Annotated in this window: 29 protein-coding genes; 22 read left to right on the forward strand and 7 right to left on the reverse strand. The window is 61.0% G+C overall.

Annotated elements, in window-relative coordinates; all coding sequences use genetic code 11:
* Positions 1–4: 4 nt before the first annotated feature.
* Entirely contained in the window at positions 5–991 is a 987-nt protein-coding gene (locus A7A09_RS10150; protein ID WP_106691282.1) for an asparaginase, read from the reverse strand.
* 153 nt (positions 992–1144) lie between these two features.
* Here A7A09_RS10150 and A7A09_RS10155 point away from each other — a divergent pair, with 153 nt between their 5' ends.
* Positions 1145–1669, forward strand: a complete 525-nt coding sequence (locus tag A7A09_RS10155) for an invasion associated locus B family protein (protein ID WP_106691350.1) — start codon at positions 1145–1147, stop codon at positions 1667–1669.
* Positions 1670–1784: 115 nt separating this feature from the next.
* Positions 1785–2957, forward strand: a complete 1173-nt coding sequence (rlmN, locus tag A7A09_RS10160; protein ID WP_106691351.1) for a dual-specificity RNA methyltransferase RlmN — start codon at positions 1785–1787, stop codon at positions 2955–2957.
* A gap of 72 nt (positions 2958–3029) precedes the next feature.
* Here the strand turns inward: rlmN and A7A09_RS10165 are convergent, their stop codons facing one another.
* The gene (locus A7A09_RS10165; RefSeq protein WP_106691352.1) at positions 3030–3710 is read right to left on the reverse strand and encodes a ZinT family metal-binding protein; all 681 of its coding nucleotides are present in this window, start codon (positions 3708–3710) and stop codon (positions 3030–3032) included.
* A 170-nt stretch (positions 3711–3880) separates the two neighbouring features.
* Entirely contained in the window at positions 3881–4708 is an 828-nt protein-coding gene (locus A7A09_RS10170; RefSeq protein WP_106691353.1) for an LOG family protein, read from the reverse strand.
* 113 nt (positions 4709–4821) lie between these two features.
* Here A7A09_RS10170 and dapD point away from each other — a divergent pair, with 113 nt between their 5' ends.
* Positions 4822–5643: a 2,3,4,5-tetrahydropyridine-2,6-dicarboxylate N-succinyltransferase gene (dapD, locus tag A7A09_RS10175; protein ID WP_106691283.1), complete on the forward strand. Its 822-nt coding sequence runs from the start codon at positions 4822–4824 to the stop codon at positions 5641–5643.
* A 30-nt stretch (positions 5644–5673) separates the two neighbouring features.
* Positions 5674–6129 carry a YaiI/YqxD family protein gene (locus A7A09_RS10180; RefSeq protein WP_106691284.1) on the forward strand — a complete coding sequence of 152 codons (456 nt, stop codon included), beginning with the start codon at positions 5674–5676 and terminating at the stop codon, positions 6127–6129.
* Between the two features lie 21 nt (positions 6130–6150).
* On the opposite strand, the gene A7A09_RS10185 is transcribed toward A7A09_RS10180, so the two are convergent.
* Positions 6151–6972, reverse strand: a complete 822-nt coding sequence (locus A7A09_RS10185; protein ID WP_106691285.1) for an ABC transporter permease — start codon at positions 6970–6972, stop codon at positions 6151–6153.
* Positions 6973–7132: 160 nt separating this feature from the next.
* On the opposite strand from A7A09_RS10185, the gene cysQ reads away from it, so the two are divergent.
* From cysQ to A7A09_RS10225, 8 genes are all read left to right on the forward strand, one after another.
* Positions 7133–7930 carry a 3'(2'),5'-bisphosphate nucleotidase CysQ gene (gene cysQ / locus A7A09_RS10190; RefSeq protein WP_106691354.1) on the forward strand — a complete coding sequence of 266 codons (798 nt, stop codon included), beginning with the start codon at positions 7133–7135 and terminating at the stop codon, positions 7928–7930.
* Positions 7931–7932: 2 nt separating this feature from the next.
* Positions 7933–8733, forward strand: coding sequence for a 3-deoxy-manno-octulosonate cytidylyltransferase (gene kdsB / locus A7A09_RS10195; protein ID WP_106691286.1), 801 nt, complete (start codon positions 7933–7935; stop codon positions 8731–8733).
* 211 nt (positions 8734–8944) lie between these two features.
* The gene (locus A7A09_RS10200) at positions 8945–9841 is read left to right on the forward strand and encodes a UTP--glucose-1-phosphate uridylyltransferase (RefSeq protein ID WP_106691287.1); all 897 of its coding nucleotides are present in this window, start codon (positions 8945–8947) and stop codon (positions 9839–9841) included.
* A 4-nt stretch (positions 9842–9845) separates the two neighbouring features.
* Entirely contained in the window at positions 9846–10832 is a 987-nt protein-coding gene (gene galE / locus A7A09_RS10205) for a UDP-glucose 4-epimerase GalE (RefSeq protein ID WP_106691288.1), read from the forward strand.
* On the forward strand, positions 10829–11950 hold the full coding sequence (locus tag A7A09_RS10210; RefSeq protein WP_106691289.1) for a glycosyltransferase family 2 protein: 1122 nt from the start codon (positions 10829–10831) through the stop codon (positions 11948–11950). The genes galE and A7A09_RS10210 overlap by 4 nt, the downstream gene beginning before the upstream one ends.
* Before the next feature lie 34 nt (positions 11951–11984).
* Positions 11985–13013, forward strand: a complete 1029-nt coding sequence (locus tag A7A09_RS10215; RefSeq protein ID WP_245999263.1) for a glycosyltransferase family 2 protein — start codon at positions 11985–11987, stop codon at positions 13011–13013.
* Positions 13010–14695 carry a DUF5927 domain-containing protein gene (locus tag A7A09_RS10220; RefSeq protein ID WP_106691290.1) on the forward strand — a complete coding sequence of 562 codons (1686 nt, stop codon included), beginning with the start codon at positions 13010–13012 and terminating at the stop codon, positions 14693–14695. The genes A7A09_RS10215 and A7A09_RS10220 overlap by 4 nt, the downstream gene beginning before the upstream one ends.
* On the forward strand, positions 14695–16098 hold the full coding sequence (locus A7A09_RS10225; protein ID WP_106691291.1) for a sulfotransferase family 2 domain-containing protein: 1404 nt from the start codon (positions 14695–14697) through the stop codon (positions 16096–16098). Before A7A09_RS10220 ends, A7A09_RS10225 begins: the two co-directional genes overlap by 1 nt.
* A 37-nt stretch (positions 16099–16135) precedes the next feature.
* Here the strand turns inward: A7A09_RS10225 and A7A09_RS10230 are convergent, their stop codons facing one another.
* Complete coding sequence (locus tag A7A09_RS10230) at positions 16136–17527, reverse strand: phosphohexomutase domain-containing protein (RefSeq protein ID WP_106691292.1); 1392 nt, start codon at positions 17525–17527, stop codon at positions 16136–16138.
* 139 nt (positions 17528–17666) lie between these two features.
* On the opposite strand from A7A09_RS10230, the gene A7A09_RS10235 reads away from it, so the two are divergent.
* The 3 genes from A7A09_RS10235 to A7A09_RS10245 are packed head-to-tail and all read left to right on the forward strand — an operon-like array spanning position 17667 to position 19506.
* Positions 17667–18068 carry a ketosteroid isomerase-related protein gene (locus tag A7A09_RS10235; RefSeq protein ID WP_106691293.1) on the forward strand — a complete coding sequence of 134 codons (402 nt, stop codon included), beginning with the start codon at positions 17667–17669 and terminating at the stop codon, positions 18066–18068.
* The gene (locus tag A7A09_RS10240; RefSeq protein ID WP_106691294.1) at positions 18065–18649 is read left to right on the forward strand and encodes a GNAT family N-acetyltransferase; all 585 of its coding nucleotides are present in this window, start codon (positions 18065–18067) and stop codon (positions 18647–18649) included. Before A7A09_RS10235 ends, A7A09_RS10240 begins: the two co-directional genes overlap by 4 nt.
* The gene (locus tag A7A09_RS10245; protein WP_106691295.1) at positions 18646–19506 is read left to right on the forward strand and encodes a carbon-nitrogen hydrolase family protein; all 861 of its coding nucleotides are present in this window, start codon (positions 18646–18648) and stop codon (positions 19504–19506) included. The genes A7A09_RS10240 and A7A09_RS10245 overlap by 4 nt, the downstream gene beginning before the upstream one ends.
* 152 nt (positions 19507–19658) lie before the next feature.
* Here A7A09_RS10245 and A7A09_RS10250 read toward each other — a convergent pair whose 3' ends face one another.
* A complete protein-coding gene (locus A7A09_RS10250) occupies positions 19659–20078 on the reverse strand; it encodes a Fur family transcriptional regulator (protein WP_106691296.1) in 420 nt (139 codons plus the stop codon).
* 145 nt (positions 20079–20223) lie between these two features.
* Here A7A09_RS10250 and A7A09_RS10255 point away from each other — a divergent pair, with 145 nt between their 5' ends.
* Genes A7A09_RS10255 through A7A09_RS10270 form a run of 4 tightly spaced genes read left to right on the forward strand, consistent with a single transcriptional unit; the run spans position 20224 to position 23760 of the window.
* Positions 20224–21126, forward strand: coding sequence for a metal ABC transporter substrate-binding protein (locus A7A09_RS10255; protein ID WP_106691356.1), 903 nt, complete (start codon positions 20224–20226; stop codon positions 21124–21126).
* A 38-nt stretch (positions 21127–21164) separates the two neighbouring features.
* Positions 21165–22058: a manganese/iron ABC transporter ATP-binding protein gene (locus A7A09_RS10260; RefSeq protein WP_211341094.1), complete on the forward strand. Its 894-nt coding sequence runs from the start codon at positions 21165–21167 to the stop codon at positions 22056–22058.
* Positions 22055–22921 (forward strand): metal ABC transporter permease, encoded by an 867-nt coding sequence (locus A7A09_RS10265; protein WP_106691298.1) that lies wholly within the window; start codon positions 22055–22057, stop codon positions 22919–22921. Before A7A09_RS10260 ends, A7A09_RS10265 begins: the two co-directional genes overlap by 4 nt.
* Positions 22918–23760, forward strand: coding sequence for a metal ABC transporter permease (locus A7A09_RS10270; protein ID WP_106691299.1), 843 nt, complete (start codon positions 22918–22920; stop codon positions 23758–23760). Before A7A09_RS10265 ends, A7A09_RS10270 begins: the two co-directional genes overlap by 4 nt.
* Before the next feature lie 11 nt (positions 23761–23771).
* Here the strand turns inward: A7A09_RS10270 and A7A09_RS10275 are convergent, their stop codons facing one another.
* A complete protein-coding gene (locus A7A09_RS10275; protein WP_245999264.1) occupies positions 23772–24272 on the reverse strand; it encodes a MarR family winged helix-turn-helix transcriptional regulator in 501 nt (166 codons plus the stop codon).
* 203 nt (positions 24273–24475) lie between these two features.
* On the opposite strand from A7A09_RS10275, the gene A7A09_RS10280 reads away from it, so the two are divergent.
* From A7A09_RS10280 to A7A09_RS10285, 3 genes are read left to right on the forward strand one after another with little or no spacing between them, the layout of a single operon-like run.
* On the forward strand, positions 24476–25666 hold the full coding sequence (locus A7A09_RS10280; protein ID WP_106691300.1) for a hypothetical protein: 1191 nt from the start codon (positions 24476–24478) through the stop codon (positions 25664–25666).
* On the forward strand, positions 25666–25959 hold the full coding sequence (locus A7A09_RS21445) for a hypothetical protein (RefSeq protein WP_245999265.1): 294 nt from the start codon (positions 25666–25668) through the stop codon (positions 25957–25959). The genes A7A09_RS10280 and A7A09_RS21445 overlap by 1 nt, the downstream gene beginning before the upstream one ends.
* Positions 25956–26900 carry a Zn-dependent hydrolase gene (locus A7A09_RS10285; RefSeq protein WP_245999266.1) on the forward strand — a complete coding sequence of 315 codons (945 nt, stop codon included), beginning with the start codon at positions 25956–25958 and terminating at the stop codon, positions 26898–26900. Before A7A09_RS21445 ends, A7A09_RS10285 begins: the two co-directional genes overlap by 4 nt.
* Positions 26901–26918: the final 18 nt, after the last annotated feature.

Raw genomic sequence — 26918 nt, forward strand, 5'->3', positions numbered from 1 at the left:
CGTATCAGCCGGGAAATCCCGGCGCGGTCCGCATTTCTCCGGTGACGATGCCGCGCCAGTTCCGGATCGGGCCGGTCAGATAGGTCGATACCACCGGATCGTCCCGGTCCAGCACCTGCAGATGCAGCAGCAGCGCAACGATTGCCGCTTCGCTGGCACGGCTGGCACCGTCCTGCGCCTTGAGCGCGATGCCCAGCCCCTGTTCGGGCAGGATGGCGACGAAAACGCCTTCGGCGCCGGTCTTGACCGCGACCTTGCCACGCATCGCGCGCATCAGGCTGGTACAGGCACGCCCCTCGCCCGCGACCATTTCCGGATGAGCGCGCATCGCGTCGGTCAGGCGCCGCATCGCCTGCCCCCTCCGGTCGCCGCCGGAACTGGCGAATGCGGCCATCGCACTGGCCAGCCCGGTGAGGCTGCAAGCATGGTTTGGTGCCGAGCAGCCATCGATGCCGTAACCGGGGCTGTCCTCGCCGGTGACCTCCTCGAAGGCGGCTTTCGCGGCCTTCTGCACCGGGTGGTCGGGCTCGACATATTCCGGCCCGCCGCCCAGATGCCGGTTGAGGGTCAGGAAACCGGCATGCTTGCCCGAGCAGTTGTTATGCCGCTGGTCCGGCTTCTGGTCCGAACAGGTCAGGCGGCGGTTTTCCTCCGTGTCCTTGGGCATGTGGCAGCCGCAGCGCAGATCCGTTTCCTGCAGGTCAAGCGCGGTCAGCCAGCGATCGACCGCCTCGACGTGAATATGGGCGCCGTTATGGCTGGCGCAGGCCAGGGCAAGCTGGCGGTCGCTGAGGCCTGCGGCATCCGCGGCGCCGCTTTCCACCAGCGGCAATGCCTGGATCATCTTGCAGGAGGATCGCGGGAATATCACCTCGCCCGGGCTGCCCCAGGCCTCGACCACCCCGGCGCTGTCGCAGATCACGGCATGGCCCAGATGAAGGCTCTCGCGCCGGTCTCCGCGCCATAGCTCGATCATTTCAGCCGCTCGCATCGCGATTTCCCCCTGACAATTGCGCGATTTTACGCATGTTCCCCTTTTTCATGCGGTGATTTTCGTTATCCTGTCCACAGGTGGTTGAAAAGACCAACGCAATCGGGAAAAGAACGTCGAACTGAGCGGCGAAACATGGCAGGAGACCAGAGCATGAAGAATATCACGCTGCGCGGCATGGCCGCAGTCGCACTCCTGATGGCTGGGCTGGGGACAGCGGGCGCACAGGAATCCAACAATGTCGTTGCGACCGAAGGGGACTGGACCGTGTTCGCGGCAACGGATCCGCAGGAATGCTGGGCCGTGTCGCCTCCGAAATCCACGGTGAACACTGATTCGGATGGCAGTCCCAAGGAAGTGACCCGTGGCGATATCCGCCTCTATGTCGCTTACCGCCCGGGTCAGAACGGTGAAGTGTCCTTTACCGGCGGTTATCCCTTTGCGCCCGACTCGACGGTCGAACTTGATGTGGGTGGACAGAAATTCAACCTGTTCACCGAGGGTGAGAGCGCCTGGACCGGCAGCCCCGAGGAGGATCAGAAACTGATCGGTGCGCTGCGGGCAGGGTCGAATGCGACGATCACCGGCCGGTCGTCGCGCGGCACGGTTACCAAGGACACTTTCAGTCTTTCGGGCATCACCGCCGCGACCAATACCGCGAAAGAGCGCTGCCAGTAAGGCAGCGAAGACAGTTTGATCACGCAGGGCCGGCGGTCCTGCGCGGGGCCTGTTGATTTACGGCCCCGTTTCGCTTATGTGCGGGTCCTTCAATCAATTTGCCGGTGACCCCGATATGTCCGCTCCGATCACGCAGGATGTCCTGACCATCCCCCGGAAACTGCCCGAAGGCGGCCGGGTGAATATTGTCGGCCTGACGCGCGACCAGCTGCGTGAGGCGATGATTGCCGCGGGAACACCCGAGAAGCAGGCCAAGATGCGGGTCGGGCAGGTCTGGCAATGGGTTTATCATTGGGGCGTCCGCGATTTCGCGCAGATGACCAACCTGGCCAAGGATTACCGCGCGCTCCTGGCCGAGGCATTCGAGATCGCCCTGCCCGAGATCGTGAGCCGCCAGGTCAGTGCCGATGGCACGCGGAAATACCTGCTGCGAATCGCCGGCGGGCACGAGGTCGAGACGGTCTACATTCCCGAGGAGGGGCGAGGCACGCTTTGCGTTTCCTCGCAAGTGGGTTGCACGCTGACCTGTTCCTTTTGCCATACCGGCACTCAGAAACTGGTGCGCAACCTGACCCCGGGCGAGATCGTTGGCCAACTCATGGTGGCGCGCGATGATCTGGAGGAATGGCCGGTGCCGGGGGCGCCCCGGGACGAGACGCGGCTGGTCAGCAACATGGTGCTGATGGGCATGGGCGAGCCCCTGTATAATTTCGAGGGCGTGCGCGATGCGATGAAAGTGGTCATGGATAACGAGGGCTTGAGCCTGTCGCGCCGCCGGATCACCCTTTCGACCAGCGGTGTCGTGCCCGAGATCGCGCGTACCGCCGAAGAGATCGGCTGCCTTCTGGCGGTCAGTTTCCACGCCACCACCGACGAGATACGCAACAAGCTGGTGCCGATCAATCGCCGTTGGAATATCCAGGCGCTTCTGGAAGCGCTGCGCGAATATCCGCGCCTGTCGAACAGCGAGCGGATCACCTTCGAATATGTGATGCTGGACGGGGTGAATGACAGTGATGAGGACGCCCGGCGCCTGGTCAGACTGATTCGCGGCATCCCGGCCAAGATCAACCTGATCCCCTTCAACGAATGGCCCGGCGCGCCCTATAAGCGGTCAAGCTGGGAACGGATCGAGGCATTCGCCGATATCGTCCACAAGGCCGGTTACGCCAGCCCGATCCGCACCCCGCGCGGCGAGGATATCATGGCCGCCTGCGGTCAGTTGAAATCCGCGACCGAGCGGGGCCGCAAGAGCCGGGCAGAGATCGCCGCCGAAGCGGCGGGCTGAGGTTCCCGTCTGCGGATCGGGATGGCTCGAAAGGGCTGCCCGGATCGAAACGCGGGCAGCCGGCCGGCCATGTCAATGCGCCAGCATTTCCTCGACAATCTGCTCTTTGCTGAGTGACGACGGGTAATAGGTCGGCCAGTTGGTCACTTCTTCCAGCAATGCCGCGCGGTCATCGCCCCAGTAGAGGTGGTAGTGATCGGATTTCTCGGGGGCGATGCGGTGATCGCTGAACTGGAAGAAGTCCGGGGCCTCGTTATCGCCTTCGGTCTTCTGGAAAATGAACCGAACGCCACGATTGCCCTTTTCGTAGGTCAGGATTTCATAGCCGTCATATGCATAGGTTCCCTGCACCGATGCGTCGCCCTCGTAAAAGGTCGCGCTGTCGCCCTCGATGACGATCCGGTCGGTATCGGTTTTATATCCGGTCGCGTAATAGGCGTGATATTCCTCGGCGGTCTTGTCGCCATGTGCGGCCTTGTCGGCCATCACCGGGTCGAGAGTGCCATCCATCAGGTAGGGATAGACCGATTGCCAATCGCCTTCCCAATCCGAGAGCGGGCGGTCTTCGACCTGGCTGTCTTCGAAATAGCCCTTGTAGACGGATTTGTCGGTGTCATGCGCGTGATCATGTTCATGCGAATGATCATGTGCCGAGGATTTGTCGGCGCTTTCGTTCGCCTGCGCCTGCACGGCGAAAAGCAGCATCGAGCCGACCGCCATTGCGCCAAGATATTTGGTGATTGCCATTTGCATCGTCATGGACCTCTTCCGGTTAATGCATCCAGGGAGGGATGTTTCGTGTTTGTTACGTTATACCGTAACAATCTGGGCGTAGCGAAATCCGATCCCGCTGACAATCGGGAATTGAAGCTGTCTCGATGTAAATTACCGCCGTGCAGAGGCGGTGCGTTGGGCAGCCCTTCTCAGTCGCGGGGCGTTTCCCAATCGTCGATGATCTGGACCGCCTCGTCTGCGGTTTCGACATAGCGGAACAGGTCAAGGTCCTCGTCGCTGATCGTTCCGGCCTTGGCGAGGGCCTTCCAGTTTATGACCTCGTCCCAGAACTCCCGGCCGAACAGCAGGATCGGAATGCGCTTCATCCGCCCGGTCTGGATGAGGGTCAGTGTCTCGAACAACTCGTCCATGGTGCCGAAACCGCCGGGAAACACGGTGACAGCCCGCGCGCGCATCAGGAAATGCATCTTGCGGATGGCGAAGTAATGGAAATTGAAGCACAGATCCGGGGTGACATAGTCGTTGGGCGCCTGTTCATGTGGCAGCACGATGGACAGGCCGATGGATTGGCCGCCGGCCTCTTCCGCGCCCATATTGCCCGCCTCCATCACGCCCGGGCCGCCGCCGGTGCAGATCACGAATTCGCGGCCATAGGTCGCGAGGCTGCGTTCCGTCATGATCCGGGCGAAGCGGCGGGCCTGTTCGTAGTATTTGGACAATGCGCCAAGGGTCGGGGTGCGCGCCGTATCCGCATGTTCGGGCGCGGGAATTCGTGCACCACCGAACAGGACCACCGTCGATTCTATCCCCCGCTCATCCATGATCATCTCGGGCTTGAGCAGTTCGAGTTGCAGTCTTACGGGGCGTAGTTCTTTGCGCAAGAGAAACTCCCGGTCTGTGAAGGCGAGCCGATAGGCCGGGGCACGGGTCTGGGGCGTGTCCGGAATACGCTCGGCGCGCGCGGCATCTTCGTCGCTATGGGGCATGGAATGGGCGCGTTCTTCCTTGTCGGTCATCGGGTCCTCGGCGCGATTGGCGGCCTGTGCGGATTGCACGGGGCTTTTCCTACGCTTATAGCGCTGAAGAAACAGTTTCCACCCGAACGCGACAGATCAAGGAAAATGCCAAGATGACCCAAGCCCTGGAAAAAGCCATCGAAGCCGCGTGGGAGAAGCGGGCCGAGATCACTCCCGCCACGCAAGGCGAAGCCCGCGAAGCGGTCGATGAGGCGCTGCAACGGCTGGATAGCGGCACGCTGCGCGTTGCCGAGAAGCAGGGCAATGACTGGCATGTGAACCAATGGGCCAAGAAGGCGGTCCTGCTGTCGTTCCGGCTGCGGGATATGGAGGAAATGGCCGGTGCTCCTCAGCGCGCGAATTGGTGGGACAAGGTCGATAGCAAGTTCAAGGACTGGGGCGACAATCAATGGCGCGCCGCAGGGTTCCGCGCGGTGCCGGGTGCTATCGTGCGGCGCAGCGCCTTTATCGGCAAGGGGGCGGTGCTGATGCCGTCCTTCGTCAACCTGGGCGCCAATGTGGGCGAGGGAACGATGGTTGATACATGGGCCACGGTCGGATCCTGCGCGCAGATCGGCAAGAATGTCCACCTGTCGGGCGGCGTCGGGATCGGCGGCGTACTTGAACCGCTGCAGGCCGGGCCGACCATCATCGAGGATGACTGCTTCATCGGCGCACGCTCCGAGGTGGTCGAGGGCTGTATCGTCCGCGAGGGCTCGGTGCTGGGCATGGGCGTTTTCATCGGCCAGTCGACCAAGATCGTGGATCGCGAAACCGGCGAAATCATGTATGGCGAGGTTCCGGCCGGTTCGGTCGTCGTGTCGGGGTCGCTGCCCTCGAAGAACGGGGTGAACCTCTATTGCGCGGTGATCGTGAAGCGGGTGGATGCCCGGACCCGCGCCAAGACCTCGGTCAACGAATTGCTGCGTGACTGATTGCATACCCTGCCGGGGAGGGGGGGCCGCATGACCACCCTGTATATCGATGCGGATGCCTGCCCGGTCAAGGCAGAGGCCGAGCGGGTCGCCACCCGATTGCGCGTCCCGATGATCCTTGTCTGCAATGGCGGATTGCGGCCCTCGGCCAATCCGCTCGTGTCGCTTGTCATCGTTGACGAGGGGCCCGATATCGCCGACCGCTGGATTGCCGAAAGATGCGGGCCGGGCGATATCGTGGTTACGGCGGATATCGTGCTGGCTGATCGATGTCTGAAGGCCGGGGCGCAGGTCATGCAGCATGATGGCGACATGCTGACCATGGCGAATATCGGCCCGCGCCTCGCGACCCGCGACTTGATGAGCGATATCCGCGCGGCGGATCCATTCCATCGCGGCGGCGGCGCGGCGTTCACCAGGGCCGACCGGTCGCGCTTTCTGCAATCCCTCGACAAGGCAATTCAGGCGGCGCTGCGTAACCGGTAGGCGATGCTGCGGATCAGGTGCCTATACGGTTGCGTTCCAACTGATCGATTCGTATTTGCGCGTCGTGAAATTGATCAGCAATCCGATCATCAGGAGTGCGATGAACACCCAGATTGCATAATGGTAATCCGTCTTTTGCGGCGTGTAGTTGACAAAGAGAAAGCCGCGAGTCTGGTCGATCAGATGGAAGAGCGGATTCCATGAAAACCATGGCAGCATGATGTTCGGCAGGGAGTTGGCGACGAACATCTTTCCCGAGGCGATCATGTTCGCACGCTGGTATATCATGGTGAGCAGCCCGGTGGTCTTGGGGGACCAGGGCCTGATTCCCAGGAAAACCAATCCGACGCAGACGCCGCCGAACCAGGACAGCAGGAACATCGCGAGACAGCCCGGGAAGAAATACACCGAGACCGGCTCCATCAAGATATGGTAGAGGATCATGATCGTGGCGCCACCAATGATCTGCTGATACAGGGTGGAAAGCGCCGCCGCGGCAATCAGGATGGCGGGATTGAGAGGCTCGTGCTTGCCCAGGGCGCCGCCGATGGAATGACTGTTGGCGACAGCGGCCACTGTCTTCACATGCGTCATGAATGTGAAGATGCCTGACATGACATAAAGCATGAAATCGCCGCGAATGGGTGAACTGCGCAGCCCGATCAGCATATACAGCAGCAGGAAGATGGCCACGAAAATCGCCGTCTGAAGGATCGTCAGCAAGAGCCCGATGATCGCGTTGCTGTGACTGTTGCGCAGGCTGTAGACCGTCTGATGGTATATCAGGGTCAGCGTCGTGCCGGTTGCTTCCAGCAGGTTGCGGTTTCGGCGTTGGGTAAACAATGTGAAAATCAGCCGTGTTGTGGTTCGGACAATGAAAAACGCGATATCACGCCAAGTTTGTTGGAGCCTTGTCCAACCGATGTTGCGCGAGCATAAGTGAATATGTAAGCCCGCACAATCGGGACGAGGGGCGGTTGGTAACGAAGTGAAGGAAAACTGGATGCAATTTGATCGACTCATCACCGAAATGCGCCGCCTCGCGTTGCAGGCTGGGCAGAAGATCATGGAAATCTACGAGGCGGATGACTTTGATGTTCGTGCCAAATCCGACGATTCGCCGGTCACCGCCGCCGACGAGGCCGCGGATGCGCTGATTTCCGCCGGGCTGCGCGAGTCCTTTCCCGATATCCCGCTGGTGACCGAGGAGCAGGCCGCGACTCATGCACAGACCGGCGGGACCTTCCTGATCGTCGACCCGCTGGACGGAACGAAGGAGTTCGTGCAGCGCCGCGGGGATTTCACCGTCAATATCGCCTATGTCGAGAATGGTGTCCCGGTGCGCGGTATCGTTTACGCGCCTGCGAAAGGCCGCCTCTTCTATACGACCGCGGATGGCCGTTCCGTCGAGGAGCGGGGGCCGTTCGGAGATCAGCCGGGAGAGCAGCATTCGGTCGGCGTGAACCCGACGCCCGACAATCGCGGGCTGATGGTGGTGGCCTCGAAATCCCACCGTGACGCGGCAACGGACGACTATATCGCCCGATACGGCGTCAGGGACATGACGAGCGCCGGCTCGTCCCTGAAATTCTGCCTTGTCGCGACAGGCGAGGCGGATCTGTATCCCCGGCTTGGTCGCACCATGGAATGGGACACGGCTGCGGGCGACGCGGTATTGCGCGGCGCCGGCGGAGAAGTGGTGCGCTTCGACGATCACAGCCCGCTCGCCTACGGAAAGCCGGGCTTCGAGAACCCGTTCTTCATTGCCTATGCACCCGGGGTGCTGCTGGTGAAGACCTGAAGATGTCGGTCCTGATCGTCATTCCGGCACGCCATGCCTCGACGCGCTTTCCGGGCAAGCCTCTGGTTGAATTGAAAGGGGTGTCGGGCGAGTCCCGCAGCCTGATTCGCCGCAGCTGGGATGCCGCGTCGGCGGTATCGGGCGCGGACCGGGTCGTCGTGGCGACCGAGGATGAACGGATTCGCGATCATGCCGAGGATTTCGGCGCCGAAGTGGTCATGACCTCGCAGCACTGCCGAAACGGCACGGAACGCTGTGCCGAGGCCGTGGAGATCCTGGGAATCTCACCCGAGATCGTGGTGAACTTCCAGGGCGACGCGCCGCTTACACCGGCATGGTTCGTCGAGGATCTGGTGGCGGGGTTGCGTGCCGATCCCGGTGCCGATGTGGCGACCCCGGTTCTGCGCTGCACCGGCCGGATGCGCGCGGATCTGCTGGCGGATCGCAAGGCGGGACGGGTTGGCGGGACAACGGCGGTCTTCGGTCATGACGGGCAGGCGCTGTATTTTTCCAAGGAGGTCATCCCCTATGCCGCCGACGAATTCGGCGCGGATGATCCCAGCCCTGTTTATCATCATGTCGGGGTCTATGCTTACCGTCCCCCTGCGTTGAAGGCCTATCCCCGGTGGTCCGAAGGGGTGCTGGAAAAACTGGAAGGATTGGAGCAATTGCGTTTTCTGGAGCGTGGTGGCAAGGTTCTCTGTGTCGAAGTCGAGTCGCGCGGCCGCCAGTTCTGGGAACTGAACAATCCCGAGGATGTTTCCCGGTTGGAAGCGATGATGGGAGCCATGAAGCTCGACTGACGGTGTGGTCTCGGCCTGTGTTAAAGAGTGGATTTGTGTGATGAGTGGAAACCGGCTTATGCCTGATATTTACAAGAACCGTCATCTTTCTTTGAGCAATTGAACGAACTATCGTGTCTGCGACGCGTTAGGACGCGATGGGGCTATACGCCCCGAACTTTGCCGTATCACATGTGTGATCAAGCAAACTGCAGAAAAAAGGGTACTATGCATGAGTCGTAAAGTAACCAAAGCCATTTTCCCGGTGGCCGGTCTGGGAACGCGCTTTTTGCCCGCGACCAAGAGCATTCCGAAAGAGATCATGACGCTGGTCGACCGGCCGTTGATCCAATATGCTATCGACGAGGCGCGGGCAGCCGGGATCAAGGAGTTCATCTTCGTCACCTCCCGGGGCAAGGGCGCGCTCGAGGATTATTTCGATCACGCGCACGAACTGGAAGCCAATCTCAAGAAGGCCGGCAAGGACGCATTGCTGCGGACGCTGCGCGAAACGAACATGGAATCGGGCGCCATCGCCTATATCCGGCAGCACAAGGCCCTGGGACTGGGACATGCGGTCTGGTGTGCGCGCCGCTTGCTGGCCGATGACGAACCTTTCGCGGTTATCCTGACCGATGATGTGATCATGGGCGAGCCGCCCTGTCTCCAGCAGATGATCGAAGCTTATGGCGAGACCGGCGGCAGCATGGTCGCCACGATGGAGGTTCCCGAGGAAAAAGCCTCCGCCTACGGTGTGCTGGACGTGGCCGAGGATATGGGCGCCATCGTCCGGGCCAAGGGTATGGTGGAAAAGCCCGCGCTGGGCTCCGCCCCGTCGAACCTTGCCGTCATCGGTCGCTATATCCTCGCGCCGAGCGTGATGAGGAATCTCAACAGCCTGAAGCAGGGCTCGGGCGGCGAGATTCAGCTGACGGATGCGATCGCCGATGAGATCGAGAATGGCCATGACGTCTTTGGCTTGCGGTTCCGTGGGCAACGGTTCGACTGCGGTTCGAAGGCAGGTTTCCTGCAGGCGACGGTCGCCTTCGGCCTGGAGCGCGATGAGCTGAGGGAAGAATTCCTCGATTATCTGAACGGTGTTTCGGCAACACGGCGCGCGGCGGAGTAATTGCATGCCCGATAAAGTGTTGGTTACCGGCGGGGCCGGTTACATCGGCTCGCATGCTTGCAAGGCGCTGGCTCGGGCGGGATATGTGCCGGTGACACTGGACAACCTGTCGACCGGGTGGGCCGATGCGGTGAAATTCGGACCGCTGGTCAAGGCCGACCTGATGGACCGGGCCGCGCTCGGTTCGGTTTTTGCCGAGTACAAGCCGGTTGCGGTGCTGCATTTCGCGGCTCTCAGCCAGGTGGGCGAGGCCATGGCGGAACCCGGAAAATACTGGCGTAACAATGTCTGCGGCTCGCTGAATCTCATCGAGGCGGCGGTTGCGGCGGATTGCCTGGATTTCGTCTTCAGCTCGACCTGTGCGACCTATGGCGATTGCGATGGCGAGGTGCTGGACGAGCATTCGGCGCAAGCGCCGCTGAACGCCTATGGCGCCAGCAAGCGGGCGATCGAGGACATGCTGGTCGATTTCGGCGCGGCGCATGGGCTGCGGCATGTGATCTTCCGCTATTTCAACGTTGCGGGTGCCGATCCCGAAACCGAGATCGGCGAGTTTCACCGCCCCGAGACCCATCTGATCCCGCTGATCCTCGATGCCGTGGATGGCCGCCGCGAAGCCTTGACGATCCACGGCACCGATTATCCGACCGCCGATGGCACCTGCATCCGTGACTATGTTCATGTGATGGATTTGGTGGACGCCCATGTGAAGGGGCTGGAATGGCTTCGGTCGGGCAAGGAAAGCCAGGTCTTCTGCCTGGGAACCGGCGATGGTTTCTCGGTTCGCGAGGTCGTGGATGCCACGCGCCACGTGACCAACCGCCCAGTGCCGATGGTCGATGGGCCGCGCCGCGGTGGTGATGCAGTCAAGCTGGTCTGTGGAAGTCAGCGGGCCAGGGATGAGCTGGGTTGGCGGCCCGACCGCTCGACCATGGAACAGATGATCCGTGATGCCTGGCGCTGGCATCAAACCGGCAATTACCGGGCTTGAGCACGGAATCGGGTCAGACAACCGGCCGCCTGCACCGGGCCTGGATCGCATATCGCCTGCGCTGGAAACGGCGCGAGTTGCTGTGGCGGGCGATCCGGACCGGTCGCAGGCTGTCGCCGCTTTCGGATCGCACCGCGTCGATCGGAAAGGGTGATATCCTGCTGTTTGCCTCGATCCGGAACGAGGCCGCCCGTTTGCCCGAGTTCCTCGCGCATTACCGGCGGTTGGGGGTTCAGCATTTCCTGATCGTGGACAATGACAGCAATGACGGCTCGACCGAGTTCCTGCTGCGGCAATCCGATCTGTCGTTATGGCGCAGCCGCGACAGCTACAGGACAACCAGATTCGGGATGGACTGGGTAGGGGCGTTGCTGCTGCGCCATGGCCATGACCATTGGTGCGTTACGGTCGATGCCGACGAGCTACTGGTTTATCCGGACTGGGATCGTCGCAATCTCTCTGACCTGACGTCACGGCTGGACGGCCGGGGTCAGCGTGGCATGGGCGCATTGATGCTGGATCTCTATCCACGGGCTCCGCTCGGACAGGCGGATGCCTTGGCAGATGCCCCTTTGACCGAGCGTTTGCCTTGGTTCGATGCCGGTCCCTATCGATGCACGATCGCACAGCCCAAGGGCAATCGCATCGTCAGGGGCGGTGTTCGTGAGCGGGTTTTCTTCTCGTCGGAGCCCGATCGTGCGCCGACCCTGAACAAGCTGCCCCTGATCCGCTGGCATTGGCGATATGTCTATGTCAATTCGACCCATTCCCTGCTGCCGGCAGGGCTGAACGACCTGTATGACGGCCCCGGCGATTCCCGGCTTTCCGGTGTGCTTTTGCATAGCAAGTTCCTGCCTGAGATCGTCGAGAAATCCGTCGAGGAGCTTCAGCGCCGGCAACATTTCACGGATCCCGATAGTTTCGTGGATTATCACCGGGCTATCGCCGATGCGCCGATTCTGTGGCACGGCGGTTCACTGCGTTATCAGGGATGGAAGCAGATGGTTGAACTGGGCCTGATGGGAACCGGCGAGTCACCGCCGGCGCCGGCGATACCTGGCGACGTGGAGGCGGGCTTGCCTCTTGCGGCGGTGGAAGGCATGGCGGAAAATGAATGAATAATAAAGTGATCGCAGTGATAGGTACCATAACGTGCGGACTCTCGAACATCTGCCAATACCGGGCCGACTCCGCCGCCGCATAGAACGGCAATGGCTGATCGGGCGCGCCATCAAGCGCCGCCACGCGCTGACCCTGCTGACGGATCGAACCAGGCAGATCGCATCGCGTGACATCCTTGCCTTTGTCACCCAACGCAACGAACGGGTGAGGTTGCCCTATTTCCTGGACTACTATCGCAAGCTCGGTATCCGGCATTTCCTGTTTGTCGATAACAACAGCGATGATGGAAGCACCGAATATCTGTGCGAGCAGCCGGATGTGTCCCTGTGGTGGACGAAAGCCGGATACAAGCAGTCGCGGTTCGGGATGGACTGGCTGGGCTGGCTGCTGTTCCGTTACGGACATGGGCATTGGTGCCTGACCGTCGATCCCGACGAGTTCCTGGTTTATCCGCATTGCGATGATCGTCCGTTGACCGCGCTGACGGATTGGCTGGAGGATTCGGGTCGGCGGTCATATCCGGCGATGCTGCTGGACATGTATCCCAGGGGTGCGCTGGATGAGACCGTCTATCGGGAGGGGCAGAATCCGTTCGAGATCGCATGCTGGTTCGACCCGGCCAATTATTCCATCCGCAAGAACAAGTATCTTGGCAATCTGTGGATACAGGGCGGCCCGAGAACGCGAACCTTCTTTTCCTATGATCCCAAATCGGGACCCGCATTGAACAAGATTCCATTGGTGAACTGGAACAGGCGATACGCATATTACAGCTCGACCCATATGCTGCTGCCGCGATCCCTGAACTGGGTCTATGACGAGGATGGCGGCGAGATGGCGTCCGGATGCCTGCTGCATGCCAAGTTCCTGTCCACATTCGCAGAAAAATCCGCGGAAGAGCTGGATCGTGGCCAGCATTATGCGAATAGCCAGGAATATCGCGCATATCATGCCGGGTTGCAGGAGGGTGCGCATCTGTGGTGCAGCGAGTCGCGTGAATATCATGATTGGCGGCAACTCGAGGATCTCGGTCTCATATCGAGCGGAAACTGGCCATGATCGACGAGGTGCGCTTGGGCGTGGTGCTGCTCTGCCACGCGAATCTGCCGATGGCTGCGCGGATGGCGCGGATCTGGGCCGATGGCGGGGCAAGGGTCGTGATCCATATCGACGCCAAGGTTCCCGCCGCCACCGCGGACAAAATGAAGCGCGAGCTGTCGGATCTGCCGGGCATCCTGTACTCGCGGCGGATACGTTGCAATTGGGGCCGGTTCAGCCTGATCGAGGCGACGCAGCATGCCGCAAGCCAGTTGCTCGAAGCATATCCCGATTGCACGCATGTCTATCTTGCCTCGGGGTCTTGCCTGCCGCTGCGGCCGATTGCCGACCTGAGCGCCTTCCTGGCGGCGCATCCCGGGCGCGATTTCATCGAAAGCGTCGATACGAACGAGGTCGGTTGGGTTATCGGCGGTCTAAACGAAGAGCGTTTCACCCTGTATTTCCCGATAGATTGGCGCAAATACCGGAAGCTGTTCGATCGCTGCGTCGCAATACAGCGCAGATTGCGTATCAGGCGCAAATTGCCCCGGGGCCTGACGCCTCATCTTGGCTCGCAATGGTGGTGTCTCACGGCCAGGACCTTGCGCGCGATCCTGGACGATCCTCGCCGCGATGAATATGACCGCTTCTTCCGCCGCACCTGGATCCCGGATGAAAGCTATTTCCAGACATTGGCACGGCGCCATTCGAGTGGAATCGAAAGCCGCTCGCTGACATTCGCGCGATTCGATCACCGGGGCCGCCCTTACCAGGCCTATGACGACCATTTGCAGGTATTGGAGGAAGCCAATTGTTTCGTCGCCCGCAAGATCTGGCCGGGTGCGGCGCGATTGCTCGAACATTTTCCAAGACCGGCCGACGCGACACCCGATCCGGCACCGCCGCAACCCGCCAATATCGAAAGATTGATCGCGCGCACCCTGAGCAGGCGCATCCTGGGAAGACCGGGGCTTTACATGCAGAGCCGTTTTCCCCGCAAGGATGCGGAAAACGGCAAGACCTCTGCTCCATATGCCGTGTTTCAGGGCATGACGGACATATTCCCGGATTTCGAGAACTGGCTGCGCGACCATATGCCGGGCGATGTTCACGGTCATCTTCTGGGGCCGGAAATGGTGGAGTTTGCCGGACGCCCCGAAATCGGGCCCGGTGCGCTTTCGTCCAGCGCCGTGGTGCGCGATTACGATCCGCAGCGTTTCCTGACCGCCCTGATCCGCGTGACCGAGAGAATGCAGGTATTTCAGTTCAGCCCGCGCGACAACCAGGAGCTGAACTGGTTCATGGCAACGGATCCGAACGCATATCTGTTTGTCGTCACCGGGGCATGGAACCTGCCCCTTCTGGACATGGACATGCCTTTCGACGATGTTCGCCGCATCACCGCGATGCTGCAACGCACCGAAATGGAGCAGTTGCAGGTGCTGAATTCGGTGTGGGTAAAAGCGCGGGTGCAGCTTTGGGAGTTCAACGATTTCATTGCCCGGCCACAGGCGATCCTGGATAAGGTCTTGAGTCAGATCGATCCGGATGCCAACCCGGTGACGGAACTGCCCCCGATGCGCGACATGACCGGGCTGCCGGAACATTTGCAACGGCTGCGCAATTCCGGGCTGCATCCTCATCTGACCGGCGATCAGCCGATCACGAAAGCGTCTCATATTCTGGCGAGGAACAATATTTGATGGCCGAGACTTTCCGTAGTTTTGTGATTTTCGCCGAGATGCGCACCGGTTCGAACCTGCTGGAGGCGACGCTGAACGCCATCAAGAAGGTCACCTGCTTCGGTGAGGCGTTCAATCCCTACATGATGGGCTGGCCCGACAAGGACGAGTTGCAGGGCGTCACGCGTGAAGAGCGCGAGGCCGATCCGATGCTGCTGCTGAACAAGCTGTTCGACAAGCCGGGGCATTTGCCGGGTTTCCGCTATTTCCACGATCACGATCCGCGGGTATTCGACGCGATCATGGACGATCGAAGCTGCGCCAAGATCATTCTGACCCGCAATCCCTTGGAAAGCTATGTCTCGACCCGGCTGGCATGGGAGACCAACCAGTGGAAACTGAACGAGACCGAGACGCCGATCCCTGCATCGATCGAATATGACGGCGAAGAGTTCCGGCAGATGCTGTCGGATATCCGGGAATTTCAGCTCAGCGTCATGCATCGCCTCCAGACCAGCGGCCAAAGCAGCTTCTGGCTGGGATATAGTGATCTACGGGACAGCGAGGTGATGACCGGGCTGATGCATTGGCTGGGACGCACCGATTTGCAGCGGGTCGATCCCGCCAGCGACCAGGTGCCGCAGAACCCGCGCTCGATGGAGGACAAGGTCTCGAATTTCCAGGAGATGCAGGCCGACCTGCACAAGCTGGATCCTTTCGCGCTCAGCCAGATCCCGAATTTCGAGCCGCGCCGGGGCCCGGCCGTTCCCAGTTTCATAACCAGCGAGGCAGGGGCGGGGCTGATCTATATGCCGGTCAAGTGCGGTGTGGCGATCAGCCAGCAGGAATGGTTCAAGGCCCTGGGTGCGGTGACGCGCGACTATACGCAAGGCAGCCTGCGTCAGTGGAAGCGGCAGCATCCCGGGCATCGCAGCTTCACCATCCTGCGGCATCCCCTGCATCGGGCCTGGGACGCGTTCCTGCATCTGCTGTCGGAGGCCAAGCCAGAATTGCGGCAATTGATGCGCGAGACCCATCGCGTGCCACTGCCCGAGGATGCTGCGCTGGCCGAGATGGGGGATGATCAGGTCATACCCCTGTTCCGAGATTTCCTGGAGTTTCTGGGCCGCAACCTGAATGGCCAGACAACCTTGCCGACGCATCCGCATTGGGCCAGCCAATCGGCGGTTCTTGCCGGTTTCGGCCGTTTTGCCCAAGCCGATATGCTCCTGCGCGAGGACCGGCTGGAGGAGGATATCGCCTATCTTTGCCGGACCGCCGGAATTTCCGATCCACAGGCGGAAAAACTGGAGCCGGGCAGCTATCCGGCGTTCTTGTCCGACAAGGACCTGATCTCGGCGGCTCGGGCGGCCTATATGCGGGACTATGTCGCCTTCGGTTTTCCGAAATCTCCGAAGGAATAGGCTGCGCCATGGCTGGCGCAGCCCATGCGAACGGGGTTCAGCCCTTCAGCAATGCGGCCAGTTCGGCCTGTTTCTCGGCAACCAACGCGGCATCGCCATCGGATTCGAGATTCAGGCGAACCACCGGCTCGGTATTCGACTTGCGCAGGTTGAAGCGCCATTTGCCGAAATTCAGTGATACGCCGTCCAGGTCGTCCCGGCTGTCGGCCTGCGCCTCGTAACGTTCGATCAGGCGGGCAATCGCGGCATCGGGATCCTCGATCGTGTAATTCGTCTCGCCCGAGGAAGGGTAAAGCGTCATCCGCTCCGACAGCAATTCGGCCAAGGTCTTGCCCTTGCGTGCCAGAAGCTCGACCATCAGCAGCCAGGGGATCATGCCGCTGTCGCAATAATAGAAGTCGCGGAAATAGTGATGCGCCGACATCTCGCCGCCATAGATCGCGCCGACATCCCGCATCTTGCGCTTGATGAAGGCGTGTCCGGTCTTGCTGACGACCGCTTCGCCACCGGCCTCTTCGATCATGGCGCGGGTGTTCATGATGACGCGGGGATCATGCACGACCTTCTCGCCCGGAGATTTTTCGAGGAACGCGGCGCCCAACAGGCCGACGATATATTCGCCGGGGATGAAGCGGCCATTCTCGTCAAAGAAGAAGCAACGGTCGAAATCGCCATCCCAAGCGACGCCGAGATCGGCATTCTCATCCTTGACGGCCTGAACCGTGGGCGGCTGGTTTTCGGGCAGGAGCGGGTTCGGAATGCCGTTCGGAAAGCTGGAATCGACATTGTGATGCAACCGCACGAAGGTCAGCGGAGCACCCCGGCGCTGCAATTCCTCGGCTATCGCGTCAAAGGTCGGGCCGGCGGTGCCGTTCCCGGCATTGACCAGGATTTTCATCGGTTTCAGCGCGCCGATATCGACGAAATCCGCCATTGCCTTGGCGTAATCCGCCCGCGCATGGCTGAAATCGGTGACCTCTCCCTGTTTCGCCGCCGGCGCAAAATCGCCCGATGTCGCCAATTCGACGATGGGCGGCAATTCGGTGGCCGGATCCAGCGGGGCAGAGCCGCGCCCGACGATCTTCATGCCGTTGTAATTGATCGGGTTATGCGAGGCGGTGACCTCGATCCCGCCATCAGTGTCATGGAAGCCGGTATGGAAATACACCTCTTCGGTGCCCGCCAACCCGATATCCAGCACATCCGCGCCGCCATCGGTCAGCCCGCTGATCAGCGCCTTGGCCAGTTCCGGAGAACTCGCGCGGCTGTCTCGCCCCACGACGACCCGCTTGGCGTTCCGGGCTTGGGCAAAGGCCCGGCCGATCCGGTAAGCGACATCCGCGTCAAGATTGACGCCCAACTCGCCCCGCACGTCATATGCCTTGAAACAGGTGATCTCGCGATGGCCAAGCTTGTTTCGATCGTTCATGAGCGCGTTCCCTTTTTACGCAGCAGTTATTAGTAGCGCTAACAGCTTGCGTGCAGAATTCAAGCCTTCTGGTCCCTTGGGCGGAGGTGACGCGAGCGCTTGGGAACGCTAGATCGGGCGGGAAAACACGGAGATTCGCATGGACACCAAATCGCTGATCGCGGCCTATTTCGAAGCCTTCAACGCGGGCCGGACCGACCGGATGCTGGAACTGCTGCATGATGAGGTCGAGCATCATGTCAATGAGGGGCAGATCCGTAAGGGCAAGGAACTGTTCGCGGAATTCAATGCGCATATGAGCGAATGCTATCACGAGAACCTGACCGACATGGTGATTTTCGCCAATGACGCGGGGGATCGCGCGGCGGCGGAATTCGTCGTGAACGGCACCTATCTCAGGACCGACGAAGGGTTGCCACCCGCGAATGGCCAGACCTATCGCCTGCCCGCCGGGTCGTTCTTTACCATCCGCGACGGCAGGATTTCGCGCGTCACGACCTATTACAACCTTGGCGAATGGACCCGGCAGGTCAGCGCATGAGCATCACGACGCGGGTTCTGACCGGCGAGGCGCTTGAGGCGGCGCTGGACGATGTCGCCCGTCTGCGCATCGCGGTGTTCCGTGCCTGGCCTTATCTCTATGATGGCGATCTGGATTATGAGCGGAACTACCTGAGGGCCTATCAGTCACCGGGCGCCGTCGTCGTGGCTGCCCTGGACGGGACCAGGATCATCGGCGCCTCGACCGGGGCGCCGATGACCGATCACGCCGATGATTTCGCCGCCGCGTTCAAGGACCGCACCGAGCCGCTGGAGGATATCTTCTATTGCGCGGAGTCGGTATTGCTGCCGGAATATCGCGGCCATGGTCTGGGCCATGCCTTTTTCGACGCGCGCGAGGATCATGCCCAAAGGCTGGGCGCGCGCTATTGCGCCTTTTGCAGTGTCATGCGCCCTGTGGATCACCCTGCACGGCCTGTCGATTATAGGCCTCTGGACGGTTTCTGGCGCAAGCGGGGCTATGCGCCGTTACCGGGTGTCACCGCGCATTTTTCGTGGAAAGATGTCGGGGATTCGGTTCAGACCGAGAAATCGCTGCAATTCTGGATGAGGCAATTGTGAAAATCGCCGCCGCCGCCTATCCGATCGACTGGTTCGAGGATTTTGCCGAATACGAGATCAAGCTGACATCCTGGGTCGAAAAGGCCGAAGGAGCGGATCTGCTGGTCTTCCCCGAATATGGCGCGATGGAACTCGCCTCGCTTGGCGGGCGCGAGGTGGCTGGCGATCTGGAAGCGTCCCTGCACGAGGTTGCCCGCCATGCGGATGCAGTCGGCGAGTTGCATCAGAGACTGGCGGCCCGGCATGGCTGTCATATCCTAGCCGCCTCCGGGCCGGTATTTACCGGGGAACGGCCGGTGAACCGTGCGGTTCTCTATGGCCCCGGTGGGCTTGTCGGTCACCAGGACAAGCAGATCATGACCCGCTTCGAGCGCGAGGAGTGGAATGTCACCGGTGCCTCGGGCCTGCGGATCTTCGATACGGCCCTGGGCCGGATCGGTATCCTGATCTGCTATGACAGCGAATTTCCCCTGTTGGGACGGGTTCTGGCCGAAGCGCAGGCCGAGCTGATCCTGGTGCCGAGCTGCACCGACACGATCGCGGGTTTCCACCGTGTCCGCATCGGCGCGATGGCGCGGGCGCTGGAAAGTCAATGCGTGGTGGTGCATTCCCCGACCGTCGGGTCCTGCGACTGGAGCCCGGCGGTGGACGAGAACCGGGGCCGTGCGGCGATCTATGGCCCGCCCGATGGCTTTTGGCCGGAAACCGGGGTCATAGCCGAGGGCGAGATGGACCGGCCCGGATGGGTCTTCGCCCGGATAGACTTGTCGGAAGTAAGCCGAAGCCGCCGCGAGGGTGCCGTTCTACCATTTGCGCACTGGCCCGAATCCACGGCAGCCAAGCTGCTTTCGGATTGAGGAATCCCCGGAGTCGTCAAGCTTTGCGGAAGCCGCGTGACAGATGAGGAACGGAAGGCCCGTCCTTCTTCATGCAAATATCCTCTGGTGACGGAGGCGAAGCATCCCGGCTTTCGCAGAACACAAAACCCTTTCTTGCCACCGAAGCCGATCTAGCCGGGTTTCTTCCGCGCCCGTATCAGCGTGTGCTGACTCAGGATCTCATATCCCATCCGCTCGACCATCTCCTGCCGCAGCCGGGTGATCTCGTCGCTGCTCAATTCGATCACCTCTCCGCTGTCGATATCGATCAGGTGGTCATGCTCGGCGACGGGGGTGATCTCGAAACGCGAGGGCTCGTTCTCGAAACTGAGCTTGCGGACCAGGCCGGCCTCTTCCAGCGCCGACAGAGTGCGATAAACGGTGGCCAGGGAAACCGAATCATCGATTGTCTTGGCGCGGGCGTATAGCTCGTCCGCATTGGGGTGATCCGCCGATTCCATCAGGATCGACAGCAGGACCGTCCGCTGCTGGGTCGCCCTTAGACCGGCATTGCGCAAGGCCTGGGCAAGATCGGTGATATCGGCGCACATCCCGCATTCTCCTGTTCCGGATACATTCCTTAACCCGATCCGTCCGGGTGGACAACAAAATGCGAATGCGTCGCATTCTTCTTGACTATTGCGAATGCGTTGCATTTACATGGCGGTGATCCCTCGACCCATGAAAGGACATCTGATGAATTCTTCGGTGAGGCGGCTTCTCGCCACGGTGACGGCTTCGGCCTTGCTGGCTGGCGCGGCTTGGGCGGATGACAAGATGAAGGTGGTGACGACCTTCACCATTCTCGCCGACATGGCGCAGCATGTCGCCGGAGATGCCGCCGAAGTGGTGTCGATCACCAAGCCGGGGGCCGAGATCCACGGCTATGAACCGACACCGCAGGATATCGTCCGGGCGCAGGATGCGGATCTGATCCTGTGGAACGGGCTGAATCTCGAATTGTGGTTCGAACAGTTCCTGTCCAACCTGGGCGATGTCCCGTCGGTCACCTTGACCGAAGGCATCGATCCGATCTCCATCTCGTCCGGTTCCTATGAGGGGAAGGCGAATCCCCATGCCTGGATGGGATTGGATAACGCGCTGGTATATATCGATAATATCGAAAAGGCCTTCGCGGAGCACGATCCGGACAATGCCGCCGCTTACGCAAGGAATGCCGAAAGCTACAAGCAGAAACTGCGTGCCACGCTGGAGCCCCTGCGCCAGCGGATCTCCGAGGTGCCCGAGGCTCAGCGATGGCTGGTCAGTTGCGAAGGGGCGTTCAGCTATCTCGCCCGTGACTTCGGCATGAAGGAGCTCTATCTCTGGCCGATGAATTCCGATCAGATGGGCACGCCGCAACAGGTGCGGGCGGTGATCGACGGGGTGCGAGAACATGACATCCCGGTGGTATTCTGCGAAAGCACGGTGAACACCGCACCGGCAGAGCAGGTCGCACGCGAGACAGGGGCGCAATATGGCGGGGTTCTCTATGTCGACAGCCTTTCCGAGCCTGACGGTCCCGTGCCAAGCTATCTGGAACTGCTGAACGTGACTTCGACGACGATTGCCGAGGGCCTGGCAGCCAAGATGAACTAAGTCCGGAAGACAGGCCTTCCGGCGGAAAGATTGATATGATGCGCGACAATCAAGCCGTTCCCGTTGACGCGGATGCCGATCCAGGCAGTGGCATCGACGCCCGTGACATCACGGTCATCTACCGAAACGGACATACCGCTTTGCGGCATTCGAGCTTTCAGATTCCCCGCGGGACGGTTACCGCGCTTGTGGGTGTGAACGGGGCCGGGAAATCGACGCTCTTCAAGGCCATCATGGGCTTCGTTCGCGTGGCCGAGGGAAAGATCAGCCTGCTTGGCATGGATGTGGTGCAGGCGCTGAAGCAAAACCTGGTGGCCTATGTCCCGCAAGCCGAGGAGGTGGACTGGTCGTTTCCCGTGCTTGTCGAGGATGTGGTGATGATGGGGCGCTATGGCCATATGGGTTTCCTGCGCCGCCCGTCGAAGGTGGATCACGCAGCGGTGGATGCCGCATTGGCCCGGGTGAACATGCAGGATTACCGCCACCGCCAGATCGGCGAATTGTCGGGTGGCCAGAAAAAGCGCGTTTTCCTGGCCCGTGCCCTGGCGCAGGACGGACAGGTGATCCTGCTGGACGAGCCCTTCACCGGTGTCGACGTCAAGACCGAAGAGCAGATCATCGGATTGCTGCGCGAATTGCGTGACGAGGGGCGGGTGATGCTGGTCTCCACCCATAACCTGGGTTCGGTGCCCGAATTCTGCGACCGGGTGGTGCTGGTCAAGGGAACGGTGCTCGCCCATGGGCCCACCGAGACGACCTTTACCCGCGACAATCTGGAAAAGGCCTTTGGCGGGGTGCTGCGCCACTTCACCCTGGGTGGTGATGCGCTGCATGACGATGCCGATCCGCGTCACGTCACCATCCTGTCGGATGACGAGCGGCCGCTGGTGCAATATGGCGACCGTACCCATACGCGGGAGGAGTCCGAATGAGCATCCTGCTCGAACCCTTCGCCTATGGTTACATGACCAATGCGATGTGGGTTTCGGCCCTGGTGGGCGGGGTCTGCGCGTTCCTGTCGTCTTACCTGATGCTGAAGGGCTGGTCGCTGATCGGGGATGCGCTGTCCCATTCCGTCGTGCCGGGCGTGGCCGGAGCCTATATGCTGGGCCTGCCCTTTGCCCTGGGGGCGTTCCTGTCGGGCGGACTGGCGGCGGCGGCCATGCTGTTCCTGTCCGACAGGTCGGGGCTCAAGGTCGATGTGGTGATCGGGCTGATCTTCACCTCATTTTTCGGGCTGGGCCTGTTCATGGTGTCGATCAATCCCATGGCCATCTCGGTCCAGACCATCACCATGGGCAATATCCTCGCGATCACGCCCGAGGACACCTTGCAGCTTGCCATCATCGGTTTCGTTTCGCTGGCCGTTCTGCTGCTGAAATGGAAGGACCTGATGGTGGTGTTCTTCGATGAAAGCCACGCACGTTCCATCGGACTTCGTCCCGGGTTGCTGAAAGCGGTCTTCTTCGTCCTGCTGTCGGCCTGTGTCGTGGCGGCGATGCAGACGGTGGGGGCCTTCCTGGTCATCGCCATGGTGGTGACCCCGGGAGCCACGGCCTATCTGCTCTGCGACCGTTTTCCGCGCCTGATCGCGGTATCGGTGGCCATCGGCACGATCTCGAGCTTTACCGGCGCCTATCTCAGCTATTTCCTCGACGGGGCGACGGGCGGGATCATCGTATGCCTGCAGACGCTGATCTTTCTGGCGGTATTCGTCTGGGCACCGAAACATGGATTGCTGGCTGCCAGGGCCAAGGCGGCTGCGTCATTGCGCAAGGGCAAGGTGGCGCCATGATCGACACGCTTCTGATGCCGCTTCAGTTTCCCTTCATGCAGAAGGCGTTCCTGATTGCCGCCATGGTCGCCGTGCCGACGGCGCTGCTGTCCTGTTTCCTGGTGCTGAAAGGCTGGGCATTGATGGGCGACGCGGTCAGCCATGCCGTCCTGCCGGGCATCGTGCTGGCCTATATCACGGGATTTCCACTGATCCTCGGAGCTTTCGGGGCCGGGATGTTGACCGCATTGGCCACCGGCTATCTGTCGAACAACAGCCGGGTCAAGCAGGACACGGTCATGGGGGTGGTGTTCTCGGGCATGTTCGGGCTGGGGATCGTCATCTATACCTCGATCACCACGGATGTTCATCTCGACCATATCCTGTTCGGCAATATGCTCGGAGTCGGGGCAGGGGATCTGTGGACCGCCGGTCTGATCGCGCTGGCCGTGTCGGTGGCGCTGCTGCTCAAATGGAAAGACCTGATGCTGCACGCCTTCGATCCTGCCCAGGCCCAGGCATCCGGGCTGCCGGTGGCGGTGCTGCATTACGGGCTGCTGACCATCCTGTCGCTGACCATAGTCGCTACGCTTTCGGCAACCGGCCTTATCCTGGCGGTCGGCCTGCTGATCGCTCCGGGCGCCATCGCCTTCCTGCTGGTGCGCAGCTTTGGCCTGATGCTGGCGGTTGCGGTGCTGGTCTGCCTGATCGCGATGCTGAGCGGCGTCTATCTCAGTTTCTTCCTGGACAGCGCCCCCGCGCCCACGATCATCCTGATCCTGACCGCGTTTTTCGTGGCGGCATTCATCCGCAGGATATGGCAGGTCCGAACGAAAAGCGCCGGGACCGCCGGGGGCTGACGACAGTTCCCCTATGAATCGCCCATCGCCTCGGAGTGGCATAGCCGCTCCCCGGCTGCGATCTTGCGGCACAGCTTCAGGAATATCCGGCGTTCCCCGTCATCCAGCGCGCTGAACATCTCTTCCTGACGCTCAAGGGCTTTCGCCTTCATCTCGCCGAGCAGTTTCTTTCCTTCCGCCGTCGGCATCAGGCTTTTGGCGCGCCCGTCCTGATCCGAGACGGTTTGCCGCACAAGACCCCGGCGTTCGAGAAGCGCCACGACCCGGCTGATCGTGTTCTGGGGGCGGGGAAAGAGATGCTGGATATCCTTGGCGCGCAAACCGGGATAGGTGACGATGGCATAAAGCGCGGACCAGGCATGCACCGGCATATCGTATCGGCGTTCGATATAGCGGTTCGTCACCTGGTTATTGGCCAGCACGACATAACTGACCGCCATCAGGTAACGCAGATCCGAGGACAATGTCTGGTCCAGCATCCGCTGTCTGTCCAAAGGCGTTCCGGTTTCCATGACACCCTCCACCACGTCTCGACGAATCTGCCTTGAGCAATACCGTTATTGTATCTGGTAAGCGATTATCCATTGCAAAATACATCCATATGGATCAAAAATCACGCATTCCTGATCGGTCGCAACCCGTTTCCGACCATCTGCCCGTGATCGGCCTCCGGACGACCGGCGGTGCCACCAGCCCATGCGGAGGCTTTTGAACGATGCCACAATTGCTGGCCTTTGCCATTCTTGCGCTCATTCTCTATATCGGCGACGTCGTCTCTACCCGGACAAAATCCTGGCTGCCTTCGGTCTTTGTCTGCGCCGTGCTGTTCCTGTTCGGATATTGGACCTTCTTTCCCACCGATATCGTCGAACTAGCCGGTTTCCAGACGCCCATCGTGTTCCTGGCGATGTATCTGCTGATCACGAATATGGGCACATTGCTGTCCGTAGAGGAACTGATGAAGCAATGGCGCACCGTGGTCGTGGCTTTGGCGGGGATAGCGGGGATCGTGGCGATCCTGTTCACCGTCGGATTGCTGGTGCTGGATTATCAGACCGTCGTGGTCGCCACGCCGCCATTGGTGGGCGGCATCGTTTCATCCCTGATCATGTCGCAGGCCGCGACCGAGGCGGGGCTGGAAAGCCTCTCGGTGTTGGCAATCCTGATCTATGTGATGCAGGGCTTCGTCGGTTACCCCCTGACCGCCGTGATGCTCAAGCGCGAAGGCAAGCGGGTATTGGCGCGCTATCGCGCCGGCGACTGGACGGTCCAGGGTGCCGCACCGATGGATCACGGCGGCGAAGCGGATCACCCGCCGGCGCTGTTCTCGGCCATGCCGGCCGCCTACAATACCTATTATTTCAAGTTCCTGCGCCTTGGCGTCGTCGCATTGCTGGCCTGGAGCGCGGCCGAGCTGGTCAAGCCGGTTTTCAGCATCAGCCCCTTTGTACTCTGCCTCGTCTTCGGGGTTCTCGCAACGTCGGTGGGGTTCCTGGAGCGTCAGCCGCTGCGTGCCGCCAATGCCTTCGGCTTCACGATCCTGATTCTGATGGTCTTTGTTTTCGACGGGTTGAAGCGCGCCACGCCCGAGATGCTGCTTGAACTGGCAGTGCCGATGGTTGGCACCATCGCGATAGGTGTCTTCGGGATGTATGTGTTTGCCTTCATCGCGGGTCGGTTGGTGGGGAAGACTCCCGCCATGGCATTCGCTTGCGCGTTGACTGCACTCTACGGGTTCCCGGCCGATTACATCATTACCAACGAGGTCGTGAACACGCTCACCGATGATCAGGATGAGCGCGAGGTGCTGACCGCGCATATGTTGCCGTCGATGCTGGTTGCGGGTTTCGTGACCGTGACCATGGTATCGGTGGTGTTGGCCGGAATCTTCGTGGGGTTGCTCTGATGACGCGCATTGCCAGGACCGAACGTATCCAGGATCTGATCGAGGGATTGGATCGCTTCACGGCCACGCCGGGCAACGGCACGACACGGCTGACATATAGCCCGGAGTTTCGCCAGGCACGTGATTACCTGTGCGATCAGATGGTCAAGGCCGGGCTGATCGTGCGCGAGGATGCCGTCGGCAATATCTTCGGACGGTTGGAGGGACGTAATCCGGGACTTGCCCCGATCATCGTCGGCTCGCATTTCGACTCGGTGCCGAATGGCGGCAAATTCGACGGTCCCGCAGGGTGATCACGGGCATCGAGATCGCGTTCCTGTTCCAGGAGCAGGGGCTGGTTCCCAACCGCCCCATAGAATTCATCGCGATGATCGAAGAGGAGGGCGCGCGTTTCGGTGGCGGGCTGTTCGGCTCGCGTATCCTGACTGGCAAGATCGATATGGATGACCTGTCCGATCTTCGCGACGATAACGGCATTTCCGTGCCCGAGGCGATGCGCGAATATGGGCTTGATCCTGCGAATGCAGGTCATGCGGTGCTGTCGCCCGGCGCGATCCATGCCTTTCTGGAGCTGCATATCGAACAGGGGCCGGTGCTGGAAACACATGGCGAGGATGTCGCCATCGTGGACCGCATCGTCGGGTTGTCGCAACTGAAGGTGACGATCCGGGGGCAGGCGGGCCATGCGGGCACCACGCCGATGAATGCCCGCCGGGACGCGCTGGTCGGCGCGGTCTCGGTGCTGTCCGAATTGCCCGATCTTGCCCGCAGTATTGGTCAGGACGCCGTTCTGACCGTCGGCAAGGTCGAGGTCCTGCCCGGCGGTGCGAATGTCATTCCCGACCAGGTAACCTTCAGCGTCGATATCAGGGCCCCGAAGGAAGAGGTCGTGCGCGAGCTGATCTCGCAGACCCGCGCCGTGGTCGAAAGGGTGAATGGTAACGGCTTGACCAGCGAGGTGGAATTGCAGCTTTTCGCGCAGCCAACGCTCCTGTCTTCAGAGATCCACGGCGCGTTGTCGCGGCATGCGGATGATCTGGGCCTGAAAAGCCGGGTAATGGTCAGCGGCGCGGGTCATGACGCGATGATCATGGCCGATTTCGCTCCGACCGGCCTGATCTTCGTTCCCAGCCATAATGGCATCTCGCACGCGCCGGAAGAATGGACCGATTTCGATCAACTGGCCCGTGGGATCGATGTCATGTTCCGGACCGTGCAGGAGATGGCCGGCTGAGTTCAGCCGACCATCCCC

The sequence above is a fragment of the Paracoccus methylarcula genome, assembly GCF_003007735.2.
GTDB lineage: Bacteria > Pseudomonadota > Alphaproteobacteria > Rhodobacterales > Rhodobacteraceae > Paracoccus > Paracoccus methylarcula.